Below are 13,856 nucleotides of genomic sequence, written 5' to 3'. Positions count from 1 at the left end.
GTTCCCTCATGTTTCTGCGCCGACAGACAAAGGAGTCTGTGTCGCCTTGGTCTTAGGCTGGTGGCTATAGACGCGGACAAACTCGTCAAAATAGTCTGTCACGCTAACGCTACCGTAATAACGAATGATCGGATTATCAAGAATCGTTGCGGGCAATATCTCGACAAACCCTTGCAAGCTCTCTCCTTTGCTCAAAGAGGCAACGCGCACATATTGGGCGAATGCCTCCCCCACAAGAGCCAAATCTTCCTTGGAGCGGATTTGGAGGTTGATCACCTCAAAGCTCTCTCTTATTTTGCATTCGCACGCGAACAGATAGTATTTTATGGTATTGGCACTGTTGTTTTGCAAAAATTCCTGCTTGATGTTGATTCCAAAGATCAAATCCTTGTCATTTTGTAACTCCACATCTTGCAAAAACTCCATAGAGCTCTGAGGGTAAACCCCCTCTTGCTTCTCCATCTCCAGCCCCATAATAAGCCCAATAAGCTCATCCACTTGGGAGCTGAAGCGATCAATATCCTCATTGACCTGCTCTAAAGCAACATTTTTTTGTTCAATTTCGACCTTGGTATTGTTGATCTCAGCCTCAAGCTCTAGCGTGTAGTTTTTCATTGATTGGATTTTTTTGATGGCGAGGTCAAGTTCGGTTTGGAGATGGAGGTTTTCACTTTTGAGGTCGAGATTCTCTTTTTTGAGCTTCTCGTTGGCGTGCTTGAGCTCCTCGCTGATGGACAGTAGGTAGTTCTGCTCTTTAGGCTTGATCGCCATTCCTATCCTCTCTTCTAGATTCCCGTTTCCTAAAATTTTACTATCTTTTGTCACTTCCAAGCTTAAGGGCCATTTTTATAGCGTTTTGATAACTAAGCAGGCTTGGATTCCCCCCTCTATAGGCGATATCAAAGGCCGTTCCATGATCCACTGAAGTACGGACAAAGGGAAGCCCCAAAGAGAGATTGATACTCTCTTCAAAATAGAGAATCTTCAGCGCAATGAGCCCCTGATCATGATACATCGCCACATAGTGATCAAATTTAGCGCGCCAAGAAGGGATAAAGGCGACATCAGGCACCAAAGGTCCAAAAAAGAGCTCACGCCCTAAGGCTTGATTAGCCCTCTCTATGGCTCTTTTGATTCCCTCCTCCTCTTTGCCCAAAACCCCTTGGTCACCCGCATGAGGATTGAGCCCCAGCACTCCGCACGCCTTCATGGCGGGAAGCGCATGAGAGAGCCGGCGCAAAAACCCCTCCACCCCTCTCTCATGTACTCTTTGGGGCACCTCAGAGAGGGGGAGATGATCGGTGTAGAGCGCAATGAAAAAACCCTCTTTGCCCATCATCATGATCGCCTCTTCCCCCATCATCTCCCGAAGTGCCTCGGTGTGACCTGCATAAGGAATTCCCGCTAGACTCCACGCCTTTTTATGCACAGGCAAAGTCACGATTGCCTGCACCTCTCCTTTTTTGGCGCGCTCCACGCCCTTTTTAAAGCTCTCAAAAGAGTAGCGTCCTGCCTCTTTGGAGATCACGCCTGGTGCAATGGGAGATTCTAGCCCCAAAGGATCGCACTCCATATCTTGAGGAACCTCAATCCCAAGCCTTTGGCTCGCCTCAAATAGCACCCTCTCATCCACTCCATAGATGATCTCACCCCAATCTTTCACCCCAGAGTGAGATCTAAGAGCAATCTCTAGGCCAATCCCATTGGGGTCGCCGATGGAGACGAAGATTTTCAATCGCCTCTCCCAAGCAGCTCCACCATCTCCCTCACCGCCGCCTCAAATCCCGTAAAGATGGAGCGTGCAATGAGACTATGACCGATATTGAGTTCGATGATTTCGGGAATCTTCACAATCTCGCTCACATTTTGATAGTTGAGTCCATGCCCTGCTGCCACTTCGATTCCAAGGGTATTGGCCTTTTGCGCTGCCTTTTGAAGGGTTAGGAGGCTTTCGCGATAGGCGAGACTCAAAGAACGGCGATCCATCTCTAGAGCGGGGATGGCGTGAGGGGTTTTAGGGAGGTTGCTTCTTAGCATAAGATGAAGATTTGCAAAAGTGCCCGTGTGAAGTTCCACCATATCCGCCCCTAGCTCCTTGGAGAGCTCGATAGAGGTGATGTCGGGGTCAACAAAGAGGGATACCGCAATATCATTCTCTCTAAACTGGGCAATTCTAGACTTCAAAATCTCAAAGCGCCCCAAAAGATCAAGCCCCCCCTCCGTGGTCACCTCTTCGCGCTTCTCTGGCACCAAAGTGATCCGATGGGGTCTTAGCTCACAGAGCAGATCAACAATCTGTTTATCCGTGGAGCACTCCACGTTCACGGGCAAAAACGAGGATTCCACGATCCGCTCCACATCATAGTCGTGGATATGGCGTCGATCCTCTCTTAGATGAATCGTGATCTGGAAGGCTCCCGCCCTCTTGGCCAAAAAAACCGCCTCTAGAGGGTCGGGCTCATTGATTTTGCGCGCCTCTCTAAGCGTAGCAATATGATCGATATTCACACCCAAAAGCATGCACTCACCTCCCTGTTTTTTATTGCTTAAGATTCTATAGCAATAATCGTTAAAGCCCGCCCAATATAGAATACGCCCCAAGAATCACCAAGGAGTTTTTTTGATTGGCATTGACCTAGGAAGCAACACACTAAGGGCGGTCTCTCTAGACGCCAAATTCGAGCGAAAAGGTGCCTTTGAACGAATCGTGAGAACCGCCGAGGGACTCGATCAAAGCGGCCTTATCTCCCCTAACGCCTTAGAGAGAATCTTAAGTGCCCTCGCTGAGCTTCGCGAGCGCTTCGACCTAAGCGAGCCCTATGAAGCGGTCGCCACCGCCGCACTTCGCCGTGCAAAGAATCAAAAAGAGATTCTCCTAGCCCTAGAAAAAAGAGGGGGAATCGCCTTTCGCGTGATTGACGCCCAAGAGGAGGCAACCCTCACCGCTCTAGCTGCCCAAGGAGCTTTGAAGCGCCTAGGGATTGAGCAAGAATTTGTCATGGTCGACATCGGCGGGAGCTCGACGGAAGTTCTCTTTTTTCGGCGAGGAGAGATGATCTCTCAAAGCTTTGAGATGGGAATTCTCACCTTCAAAGAGCGTTATGGAATCTCCCATGGACTAGAGAGCAAGCTCTATGAAATCGGCTCTGAGATCAAAGAGTTTGCTAGGGATATGATTCATAGCGGATTCAAACCTGAGCTTTTTGTGGGCGTAGGGGGGACACCTGCAACTCTGGCAAGCCTCAAAGCGGGAATGAGCTACGCAAGCTACGACTATCAAAAAATCGAAGGGATGAAGCTCACGCCCCCCTTAATCAAAAAGGAGCTAGAGAAGCTCCTTCGGCTCCCCCTCAAAGAGCGAGAGCGCCTCGCTGGAGCGGGAAAATCAGAACTCCTTGAGGTAGGGGTGAAAATTTTTGAGACGCTTTTCCTCGCTTTAGGCTTTAGAGAGTGTCTGATTGTGGATGATAGTCTAAGGGAAGGAGTGGCGATCTCCGCCCTAAAAAAGGCCACTCAACAAAATTGACAAAGCGACCCTTTGTCAATATAATTACACCCTTTCGATAAGAAAAATTAAAGTCAAGCACTAGGAGAAACCATGAGACTGAGCGGCTCGGAAATGGTCATCGAAGCCTTTAAGAATGAGGGCGTCAAAGTCGTTTTCGGTTATCCAGGCGGTGCGATCATGAATGTTTATGATGAAATTTATAAACAAAATTACTTCAAGCATATCCTGACGCGCCACGAACAGGCCGCCATCCACGCAGCGGATGGCTACGCCCGAGCTACGGGTGAAGTGGGCGTCTCCATTATCACCAGCGGCCCTGGATTCACCAATGCGGTGACGGGAATTGCCACGGCTTACATGGATTCGGTTCCGATGGTCATCCTAAGCGGTCAAGTCCCCATCACTCTCATCGGAACGGATGCATTTCAAGAGATTGACGCGGTGGGAATCTCTCGCCCCTGTACAAAACACAACTATTTAGTCAAAGATATCTCTGAATTGCCCCGAATTCTCAAAGAGGCCTTTTATATCGCCAGAAGCGGACGACCTGGACCCGTTCATGTGGACTTGCCTAAAGATATTAGCGCCACCATGGGAGAGTTTTTCTACCCTGAAGAGATCAAACTCAAAACCTATAAACCCACCTATCGCGGGAACGCTAGACAGATCAAAAAAGCAGCCGAATCGATCAAGCATGCCAAAAAGCCTCTTCTTTATGTCGGCGGAGGCGTGATTGCTTCGGAAGCCTCAGGACTTTTAAGGGAGCTTTCGCACACCACCTCTATTCCCGTAGTGGAAACCTTGATGGCGCGTGGTTCCATGGAGCACAACGATCCTCTTTTGCTTGGCATGGTAGGGATGCATGGGACCTATGCCGCCAATATGGCCATGAGCGAATCAGATCTCATCGTCGCGCTTGGTGCGCGCTTTGATGACCGCGTCACAGGGAAGCTCAGCGAGTTTGCCAAATACGCTGAGATCATCCATATCGATATTGACCCAAGCAGCATTGGGAAGATTGTCAAGATCAACTACCCCATCGTAGGCGACATCTCCGAAGTCCTTAAAGAGCTCTTGCCCCTTTTGAAGGATATCAATCCCCAAGCCACCCAATCGTGGCTCACGCAGTTGGATCGATACAAAGCGCTCCACCCTCTAAAATATGAGGATTCTAATCTCTCCATCAAGCCCCAATGGGTCATTGAGCGAATCGGTGAACTTTTGGGTGATCAGGCCAACATCACCACCGATGTAGGTCAACACCAAATGTGGAGTGCTCAATTCTACCCTTTCACTCGCCCTAGACAATTCATGACTAGCGGCGGCTTGGGCACGATGGGCTTTGGATTTCCTGCGGCGATGGGCGTAAAGATGGGCTCACCTGAGAAGGTCTCCATCAATATCACGGGCGATGGTTCGATTCTTATGAATATTCAAGAACTCATGACCGCTGTGGAGAAGCAAATCCCTGTCATCAATGTCATCTTGAACAACAACTACCTAGGCATGGTGCGACAGTGGCAGACTTTCTTCTATGACAAACGCTACTCCGAAACGGATCTCTCTTGCCAGCCCGATTTCGTCAAGCTTGCCGAATCTTTTGGCGGAGTGGGGTTTAGATGTGAGACCAAAGCGGAGTTTGACACTGCCCTTTTAAAGGCCGTTGAGCTTGGACGCGTCACGATGATTGATGTGAAAGTCGATCGCTTAGAGAATGTTTTGCCAATGGTTCCTAGTGGCGGGTCGCTCTTTAATATGATGCTTGAGTATAAGGATTAAGTCATGGAAACTAGAAGAATTATCTCCGTCACCGTCATCAACGAACACGGCGTCCTCTCTAGGATTTCTGGGCTTTTCGCAGGTCGGGGCTACAACATCGAATCACTCACCGTGGCACCCCTGCCTGAGAGCGATCTCTCCAAAATCACCATCTCCACTTATGGGGATGAGCGTGTTTTGGAGCAGATTATCAAACAGCTTCATAAGCTCATCCCCGTTCTCACGGTCGTGGAACACAACGAGATGGTTGAGAAGGAGATGGCCATGGTCAAGCTCCCTCTAGAGACCAATCTGGCCGAGCTTGAAGCCCTTTGTCGCGCCTATCACGGGGAGATCACCAGCACCAATGACAAGTATGTCATCGTCATGGCCACGGATAACCCCACGCGCATCACCCACTTCCTCCACGCCATCAAGCGATTTCATCCTAAAGATATGATTCGTAGCGGCGTGGTCGCAATGGAACGCCTCTAATCCCCCCTCAAAGGAATCGCGTGAAGCTCTCCTTGATTGCCCAATTTTTAGAACTCCCTCTCCCCTCCATCGAGAAAGAGATTGTCGGAATCTCCTCCCTAGAGGGGGCGACCCCCGATGAGATCAGTTTTGTGGAGCAGGATCGCTATGCCTCTTCCCTAAAAGAGAGTCGCGCAGGAGCGGTGCTCATCCGAGCCTCGCTCCTCTCCTTGGTCCCCCAAGGGTGCACCCCGCTAGTGAGCGCCCATCCCTATTTGGATATGGCTCGGCTCTCCAAACTTTTTGCCAAGCCTCCTTTGGGGCTCAACGCCCAAGAGCCCCAGATTGCCCCCAGTGCCCAGATTGCCCCTAGCGCGACGATTGGCAAGGGAGCGGTGATTGGTGAGCGCACGATTGTGATGGCAGGAGCGGTGATTGGTGAAGGGGTGTGCCTTGGAGAGGATTGTCTCATCTACCCCAATGTGGTCATCTATCGCGACACACAAATTGGGAATCGTGTCTTTATCCATGCAGGCAGCGTCATTGGGAGCGATGGCTTTGGCTATGCCCACACCGAGCGGGGAGAGCATATCAAAATCCATCACAATGGGATCGTGGTGATAGAAGATGATGTGGAGCTCGGAGCGAACAACTGCATCGATCGAGCCGTCTTTGGGGAGACCCGAATCAAGCGCGGAACCAAGATCGATAATCTCGTTCAAATCGCTCACAACTGCGTGCTAGGGGAGCATTCAATCGTAGTCTCCCAAGTGGGACTCGCTGGCTCCACCACCACAGGAAGAAACGTGATCTTTGGAGGCCAAAGCGCCACCTCAGGACACCTCCATGTGGGTGATTTCGCCACGATTGCTGCTCGCGGAGGTGTCTCGAAAAGCATCGAAGGAAAGAAGACTTACGCGGGTTTTCCCCTCATGGAGCACAAGGAGTGGCTTAAGCTTCAAGCCTCACTCAAACACCAACTAAAGAAGTCTCAATGAGTGGGAAATCCACTCCTCTTGCCTCCTTTCCCCTAGAAGGAACCAAGCGAGGAATCATCTCCGTCTCTCACCTCGAAGCGCCCTATGGCAAAAATAGCGAGTCTGTGGTGAGCATCGGAATCTCACTGGGGGGCGAAGAGGAATCGCCCGACTGGAAAGTGCATATCCCCTACTCTCAAATTGACAACCTCATCCAAGCCCTAGAGCTTGCCAAAAAGAATCGCTCCTAAAAATCCCCGATATAACGATGCGCCACCCAAAGGTAGAGGGGTAGCAATACCGCAAAAAGAACCGAACTTGCCAAAACCCCAATAGCCACCTGTTTGGGCTTGCAATCATACAAAGAGGCTAGATTCACATTATTGACCGCCATCGGAACCGCTAATTCTAAAAAAAGCACCACTTTGGCCACAGGAGAAAGGGGCAAGAGTACAATAATAAAACAACTTGCCAATGGCAAAACAAATGTTTTAATTCCCGTGCTCATCCAAAGAAGCTGCTGATTTGTTTGTTGAAAGTCGATACGGCACAAATACGCCCCAAATAAAATAAGTTGAATCACGAGTCCCGCATAAGCGCCCATCTGTAAAGGCGCTTGAGCCGATGAGGGAATGGGTAACTCAAAATAGTTGACAAAAATTGCCGCCATAGAAGCCCAAATCACGGGGAGCTTGAAGATATTAAAAAAAGATTCTTTGAGAGAAAAGCTTCCTCTAGAATAAAAGAATACGCCAAAAGTATAAAGATAGAAGATATTCGCGATCGTCAAGAGACTGGCGTGATAGACCCCCTCTTCTCCAAGCACAGCCAAGACCAATGGAATCCCAATATTTGCCACATTTCCAGCCACCGAATTAACTGCGAGAATGGATTGATCTTTAGGGTCTTGAAGGTATATCTTGCCAAGCCCAAGCGAGAGAAAAGAGACCACTGTGATGATCACAAAATAGATAACTGGCAACGAAAAAGATTCGTAGGAAAGACTTTGACGTGTCAGCCCCCAAAACGCCAAAAATGGGTGCAGAAGATAGACCACAACCAGCGTCAGTGTTGCTTCATGAAAACGCTCTTTAAAACGCCTTTTCGCCCAAAACCCCAGAACCGCAAATAGATAGATGATGCCCATCGTCACCAGGGCTGCCTGCATTAGGATTCCTTATTCAGTCCATAATGCGTTATTATAGCCAAACTATCCTTGCAGCGGGGTGGATGTAGAAATAAAAGTTACTCAGCCCTCTTTGCCTGTACGAATATAGCAGACCAGCCTCACAACATCTAGCGCCACATCCGCCGCTCGCTCCAAGCGTCTTCCTGCATTAAAAAGCTCGATAGAGGCCTTGACATAGACCTCCTCTTTGTAGTTGCTGATGATGATATCTTTGTGGATCATCGAGAAAAGATCATCGCTTCGGCTCTCCTCTGCAATCGCCCTTGAGAGAGTGGTGTCTAGATCAAAAACCCCTTCATTGAGGCAGACTTGATGGGCGATCTCTAGCGTTTTCAGGGAACTCCTAGCAAGCTCTAGCATATCTTTGTAGATTTTAAGTCCCGCAAAATCCTTATCCAGCATCGGAGAGACGCGTTTGCCAAATTTTTTGGCAATATCATAGGCCTTGGCAAGCTTGTTAGAGATTTTCAAAAAAGCAATCATACGGTGGAGATTCTCAGGAAGGAGCTCAATTTCAGGGATAGCCGAAATAATGATCGAATCAAGATCATCCGCCATCTGCTTGATCGCTCCGCTCTGTTCGCCTAGACGCTTGAGGCGCTCGCCATCAACCTCTTCTAGTGCGCTCACCAATTCGACATAGTGAGAGACGATTGAGCCGCTTAGCTCGACGATTTTGGCTTGCAACGCCTTCTTGTGCTGTTCAAAAGATTGGCTATCCATGTTCAAGGCTACCTTCGTAAAATTCATGGGGATAAAGTCTGCCATTATAACCCCTTAACCATTGCATGGGTGTCTCCAATTGGTAATCCAATCCAGAGATCCAGCCCCAATAATAGCGCCCTAAAGCTGTGATATAATGCGCTTTTAATCAGCCTATTTTTCTTCAAGCCACCCCATCAAAGGATTCTGTCATTAGAAGAGAATACGTTTTTATCACGGCCACCGCCATCCTCATCTTCCTGAGTCTCGCCACCACGCTCGGAGACATGGGTCTTGTGGGAAGCTATGGGACGACGTTTGCCAAGATCAACATTCACTATTTTGGGTATATCGCTCACCTCTATTTGCTAGCGCTCCTCTATCCTCTCTATCGCCTCTACCAAGAGAGCACCCTCTCCTTGCGGCGCTTTGAGCTCATTCTTGCGAGCCTCCTCTTTTTTGCTTGCCTTTTGGTTTTGCAGGCCCTCTTTGCCGAACCCCTCTTTAGGGGTAAAATCGGCATCATTGTGCTAGAGGCGCTTCGTCCCCTCATTGGTCTTTTTGGAGTTTGGATTCTCATCCTCACCGCTCTTTTCCTCTCGCTAGTGATTCTCTTTGACAAAAGCACCGATGAGATCTACCATGCGATTGCCTCCCGCATCGCCTCTTTTTGGAGTGCTCTTGGTGCACTTTTAAGCGTTAAAAAAAAAGTGACCCCCAAGGAGAATCAAGCCCAAGAAGCAAAGGGTCAAAACCCCCCAAAGAGCGCTCCTTTAAACGAGTCAAATCCTCCTCTAAGCGACCTTGAGCGCTATCTTGGACTGCCCCAAAATTCCCCCAGTAAACCCAAAAATGAAGAGAGAGGCGATGACTACGCCACACTCTCTTCAGAAGAATCGCTTCCAAGCGAAGACAACTACGCCAAGCTTGTCCGTCTCGTCAAAAACCCCTCCAAAGAGCAGGGCGAGAGCCTAAAACCCAGCAGTAGCGCCAAAATTGTCGAAGCCTCGACTCATATGCGCCCTTCGCGTATCTCCACGCCCACTCCAAGCACTCCTGCACCCCTTGCCCCCCCGTTGGAGCCAAAGCTCAAGCCCGAATCCCCCCTCGAAGAATCACCCTCTTTAGCTAAAGCAGAGGAGCCTTGGGTCGCCCCCACCCCGATCGCCTTGGAGACCAAAGGCGTGGATTCTCCTGTGATCATTAAAGAGCTGGAGGAGAATATCGCTCTTTTGCGCTCGCTGGAGTTTGGCGATTCTCAAAAGCCCAAAGATTTCAAGCTCCCTCGGTTTGAGTTCCTCCAAAAGCCTAAAGAGCAGAGAATCGAGGTGGATGAGGCTGAGATTGATCGCAAAATTCAAGATCTACTCGGCAAGCTTCGGATGTTCAAAATTGAGGGCGATATCGCTCGCACCTACTCAGGCCCCATCGTCACCACCTTTGAGTTTCGCCCCTCGCCCAATGTCAAAGTCTCGCGGATTCTCACCCTTGAAGATGACCTTGCCATGGCGCTTAAGGCCAAAACGATTCGTATCCAAGCTCCTGTGCCGGGCAAGGATGTCGTGGGAATTGAGATTCCTAATAGCACGGTGGAGACCATCTATTTGCGCGAAGTGCTAGAGAGTGAGCTCTTTCAAAAATCCGCCTCGCCCCTCACGCTCGCCCTTGGCAAAGATATCGTGGGCAAGCCCTTCATCACGGATCTCAAAAAGCTTCCTCACCTGCTCATCGCAGGCACCACAGGGAGTGGCAAGAGCGTAGGAATCAATGCGATGATTCTCTCGCTCCTCTACAAAAACTCTCCCGATAATCTCAAACTCATCATGATTGACCCCAAAATGCTGGAGTTCTCTATCTATAACGACATTCCCCACCTCCTTACTCCTGTGATCACCCAGCCCAAAAAGGCAATTGCAGCCCTCTCTAACACGGTCGCTGAGATGGAGAGACGCTACGAGGCAATGAGCAAGGCCAAGACTAAAAATATCGAAAACTACAACGAAAAAGCCCAAAAGGAGGGCTTTGCTCCTTTCCCCTATATCGTGGTGATCATCGATGAGTTGGCGGATTTGATGATGACGGGTGGCAAAGAAGTCGAATACTCCATCGCTCGTCTCGCCCAGATGGCACGCGCTAGCGGAATCCACCTCATTGTTGCCACTCAGCGCCCCAGCGTGGATATTGTCACGGGGCTTATTAAGGCCAATCTCCCCTCTCGAATCAGCTACAAAGTAGGTCAAAAGATTGATTCCAAGGTGATTCTAGATAGCTTTGGCGCCGAATCGCTTCTCGGGCGAGGGGATATGCTCTTCACTCCTCCTGGTTCTAGTGGTTTAGTGCGCTTGCACGCTCCTTGGAGCACCGAAGAGGAGATTGAAGAGATTGTCGAGTATCTCAAATCCCAACGCACGGCCGAATATGATGAGAGCTTTTTGAGTGAAGAGGAGGATTCTTCTAGCTTTAGCAAGTCCTCCATGGGAATGGATGAGGGGGGCGGGGATGATCTTTATGAAGAGGCTAAAAGAGTCATTTTGAGCGACAAAAAGACCTCCATCAGCTACATCCAGCGCCGCCTAGGAATCGGCTACAACAAAGCCGCCACTCTCATTGAGCAGATGGAGAAGCGAGGATTCCTCTCTCCTCCCAACAGCAAGGGGAATCGAGAGATTCTAGGAAGCTAGCACTCGACTCCTTTTTGAGGGGGTTTTATGCTATGATTTTTGGATTTCTTCACCTTGCTCACACAAAGGGATGAATTATGAAGAGCCTCCATGGAGAACTCTCAGACTCCAAACGATACCTGTTCTTCTTCTTGGAAGGGGAGCGTTTTGGCATGGATATCTCCTTTGTTCAGGAGATTGTACGCTTTCAAAACTGCATCCCCTTGCCCAAAGCTCCCGACTATTTTTTGGGGATGATGAATCTCCGAGGCAAAAACATTCCAATTCTCCATCTTGCGAAGCGACTTGGATTTTCCCACGAGGCTCTTCATGATCACCCTGTGGTGATTCTTGCCAAACTTCAAGGCAAAGAGGCGGGGCTTTTGGTGGATCGCGTGGATGAGGTTGGAGGAGTGGGAGAAGAGATACTCTCCCAAGGGACAATCCACTCCCTTTGTGAAACATTCACCCAAGGAATCGCCAAGGATCAACACCTCCAAAAGGCGGTCATCCTACTCAAAACCGAGGCTCTATTAGAAGATCTCGCATTAGATACAAAACAAACCACATCACCACTTTAGGGGGTCTGCACTATGAATGATATGACACTAGGGGCCAAAATCAAGCTGGGCTTTGGACTGATTCTTGCCATCACTCTTCTACTCGGAATGATCGGAATCTACAACATGAAAGGTGGCGAGCGTATTGCCAACGAATTGGCTAATATTCAAGTGCCCGAAGCCAACGGGGCGGTGCAAGTCTTAGTCGCAACCGACGCTTTGCGCTATCACATGAGGGGATATCTTCTTGGCGATAACGCCGCTGACTTAAAGCGCGCCAAGGAGAGTTTTGTCGCCCTCCAAAAGGCTCTTGCGGGAGCCAAAGCATTGGGTGAAAAATATCATCTCTCTGAGCTTCTCAAAAAGGAGGTAACCGCCTCTGAGGCCGTAAAGCGTTTTGGCTTAGCCACCGAAAAGATAGAGGCTCTAGCGCAGAGACGCTTTAATGCCGATAACGCCATGGTTGAGAGCGCACGAGTCTTGACCGAAAATATCGACGCTTACACCAAGGCTCAATTCCAACTCATGCGCCAAGAATTGGGCGAGGGAGCCTCTAGGGATAAAACCCAAAACCGCCTCCAAAAAATCCAAGAGATCTCTCAGATGGTCGCCTATATCACCAACGCCAGAGTTCTTGGCCAGCGCGCTCAGGTGATTAGAGATCCTAGCGTCCTCCAGACTGCCGCCTCCCAGTTTGCCCCCGTCTATGGCTTGCTTGATTCCTTAAAGCGAGACACCCACCGAATCGAGAACCAAAGACAGCTAGAAACGATTGAGCGTGCGGCCAAAAGCTATGAGCAAGCCATTCGAGATTTTATCGTGATCAACCAAGAGGTCACCAACGAACGCACAGTGATGATCAATTTGGCTGATGAAGTGGCAACCCTCTCTGAAGAGATTGTGACCACATCCCTCCAAGAGACCACCAGCTTAAGCAACGAGACCGCCAGCTCCCTCACGGTGGCTTCGAGCATTATGATCTTTGGCCTAGTGATCGCCATCCTCCTTGGCATAGCCTTAAGCTTCTTTATTGTCCGAAGCATCACCAAACCCATCATCGAAGCCGTCCGCACCATCAGCGACGCCAACTCTCAGGTGGTCAGTGCCTCCGATCAAATCGCTGATTCTTCGACCTCGCTAGCCGAAGGCTCTAGTGAACAGGCAAGCGCCGTGGAGCAGGTGAGCGCTACGATTGAAGAGAGCACCGCCATCAACAACCAAAATGCTGAGAATGGCAAAGAGGCTGATATGCTTGCCAAATCGGCCAACGAATCGGCCAAGCGAGGCAATGAGCGAGTCCAACAGCTCATGGTCGCGATGAATAAAATCACCGATTCGAGTCAAAAAATCGCCAAAATCATCAAGACCATTGACGAGATTGCTTTCCAAACCAATCTTCTTGCCCTCAATGCAGCCGTTGAAGCCGCCAGAGCAGGTGAGCACGGCTTGGGCTTTGCCGTGGTCGCTGATGAAGTGAAGAATCTCGCCCAAAGAAGCGCTGAAGCCGCCAAAGAGACCGCCGCCATTATTGAGGATGCGATCGAGGAAATCAAGGGCGGGAATCAGATTGCCAAAGAGACCAATGAGAGCTTCACTGAGATTCTTGATAAGGTGAAAAAGACCTCCGATCTCATCGGTGAGATCTCTATCTCCATCAGAGAACAGGCCGAGGGGATGAATCAGATCGCCACGGCTATGGGCCAGGTTGATCAAGTCACCCAGCAAAATGCCGCCAATTCTGAAGAAGCCGCGGCGGCTGCCGAAGAGCTCAACGCTCAGGCCATCGCTATGATGCAGAGCACCCAAAATATCGCCAAGATCGTGGGGCTAGCCATGGATAATCTCTTCACCACTCACACTAAGGCCGCCCCCACCAAGCCCTCCTCCTCTATAAGCCCCAAGCTCAAACAGATTCCTCACGCTAAGACTGAGCTCAAACGAAGCGTTCCCTCTTTCCCCAAAAAGGAGCGCCGTTCCAAAGAGGATGAGATTTTCCCTTTGGATGCCGATGACCTGAAGGAGTTCTAA

Annotated in this window: 13 protein-coding genes; 8 read left to right on the top strand and 5 right to left on the bottom strand. The window is 49.8% G+C overall.

Going from position 1 to position 13,856, the window contains the following annotated elements; all coding sequences use genetic code 11:
* Window positions 1-6 precede the first annotated feature (6 nt).
* From WS_RS00510 to WS_RS00500, 3 genes are read right to left on the bottom strand one after another with little or no spacing between them, the layout of a single operon-like run.
* Window positions 7-771 carry a hypothetical protein gene (locus WS_RS00510; protein ID WP_011138074.1) on the bottom strand — a complete coding sequence of 255 codons (765 nt, stop codon included), beginning with the start codon at window positions 769-771 and terminating at the stop codon, window positions 7-9.
* Window positions 772-811: 40 nt separating this feature from the next.
* Entirely contained in the window at window positions 812-1,735 is a 924-nt protein-coding gene (pdxA, locus tag WS_RS00505; protein WP_011138073.1) for a 4-hydroxythreonine-4-phosphate dehydrogenase, read from the bottom strand.
* Window positions 1,732-2,520, bottom strand: coding sequence for a pyridoxine 5'-phosphate synthase (locus WS_RS00500; protein ID WP_011138072.1), 789 nt, complete (start codon window positions 2,518-2,520; stop codon window positions 1,732-1,734). The genes pdxA and WS_RS00500 overlap by 4 nt, the downstream gene beginning before the upstream one ends.
* Window positions 2,521-2,620: 100 nt before the next feature.
* Here WS_RS00500 and WS_RS00495 point away from each other — a divergent pair, with 100 nt between their 5' ends.
* The 5 genes from WS_RS00495 (at window position 2,621) to WS_RS00475 (ending at window position 6,968) form a co-directional block, all read left to right on the top strand.
* Window positions 2,621-3,526: a Ppx/GppA phosphatase family protein gene (locus WS_RS00495; RefSeq protein ID WP_011138071.1), complete on the top strand. Its 906-nt coding sequence runs from the start codon at window positions 2,621-2,623 to the stop codon at window positions 3,524-3,526.
* 72 nt (window positions 3,527-3,598) lie between these two features.
* A complete protein-coding gene (locus tag WS_RS00490; protein ID WP_011138070.1) occupies window positions 3,599-5,287 on the top strand; it encodes an acetolactate synthase large subunit in 1,689 nt (562 codons plus the stop codon).
* Window positions 5,288-5,290: 3 nt separating this feature from the next.
* Complete coding sequence (ilvN, locus tag WS_RS00485; protein ID WP_011138069.1) at window positions 5,291-5,761, top strand: acetolactate synthase small subunit; 471 nt, start codon at window positions 5,291-5,293, stop codon at window positions 5,759-5,761.
* A gap of 20 nt (window positions 5,762-5,781) precedes the next feature.
* The gene (lpxD, locus tag WS_RS00480; RefSeq protein ID WP_011138068.1) at window positions 5,782-6,738 is read left to right on the top strand and encodes a UDP-3-O-(3-hydroxymyristoyl)glucosamine N-acyltransferase; all 957 of its coding nucleotides are present in this window, start codon (window positions 5,782-5,784) and stop codon (window positions 6,736-6,738) included.
* Window positions 6,735-6,968 carry a hypothetical protein gene (locus WS_RS00475; RefSeq protein ID WP_011138067.1) on the top strand — a complete coding sequence of 78 codons (234 nt, stop codon included), beginning with the start codon at window positions 6,735-6,737 and terminating at the stop codon, window positions 6,966-6,968. The genes lpxD and WS_RS00475 overlap by 4 nt, the downstream gene beginning before the upstream one ends.
* Here WS_RS00475 and WS_RS00470 read toward each other — a convergent pair.
* A complete protein-coding gene (locus WS_RS00470) occupies window positions 6,965-7,885 on the bottom strand; it encodes an AEC family transporter (RefSeq protein ID WP_011138066.1) in 921 nt (306 codons plus the stop codon). The genes WS_RS00475 and WS_RS00470 overlap by 4 nt on opposite strands.
* 81 nt (window positions 7,886-7,966) lie before the next feature.
* The gene (locus WS_RS00465) at window positions 7,967-8,674 is read right to left on the bottom strand and encodes a phosphate signaling complex PhoU family protein (protein ID WP_011138065.1); all 708 of its coding nucleotides are present in this window, start codon (window positions 8,672-8,674) and stop codon (window positions 7,967-7,969) included.
* 221 nt (window positions 8,675-8,895) lie between these two features.
* On the opposite strand from WS_RS00465, the gene WS_RS00460 reads away from it, so the two are divergent.
* From WS_RS00460 to WS_RS00450, 3 genes are all read left to right on the top strand, one after another.
* A complete protein-coding gene (locus WS_RS00460; protein WP_011138064.1) occupies window positions 8,896-11,289 on the top strand; it encodes an FtsK/SpoIIIE family DNA translocase in 2,394 nt (797 codons plus the stop codon).
* Between the two features lie 77 nt (window positions 11,290-11,366).
* Window positions 11,367-11,849, top strand: a complete 483-nt coding sequence (locus WS_RS10515; RefSeq protein ID WP_011138063.1) for a chemotaxis protein CheW — start codon at window positions 11,367-11,369, stop codon at window positions 11,847-11,849.
* Between the two features lie 12 nt (window positions 11,850-11,861).
* Complete coding sequence (locus WS_RS00450) at window positions 11,862-13,856, top strand: methyl-accepting chemotaxis protein (RefSeq protein WP_011138062.1); 1,995 nt, start codon at window positions 11,862-11,864, stop codon at window positions 13,854-13,856.

Source organism: Wolinella succinogenes DSM 1740, assembly GCF_000196135.1.
Lineage (GTDB): Bacteria > Campylobacterota > Campylobacteria > Campylobacterales > Helicobacteraceae > Wolinella > Wolinella succinogenes.
Note: the sequence above shows the minus strand (reverse complement) of the source record. Positions and strands in the feature narration are given on the sequence as shown.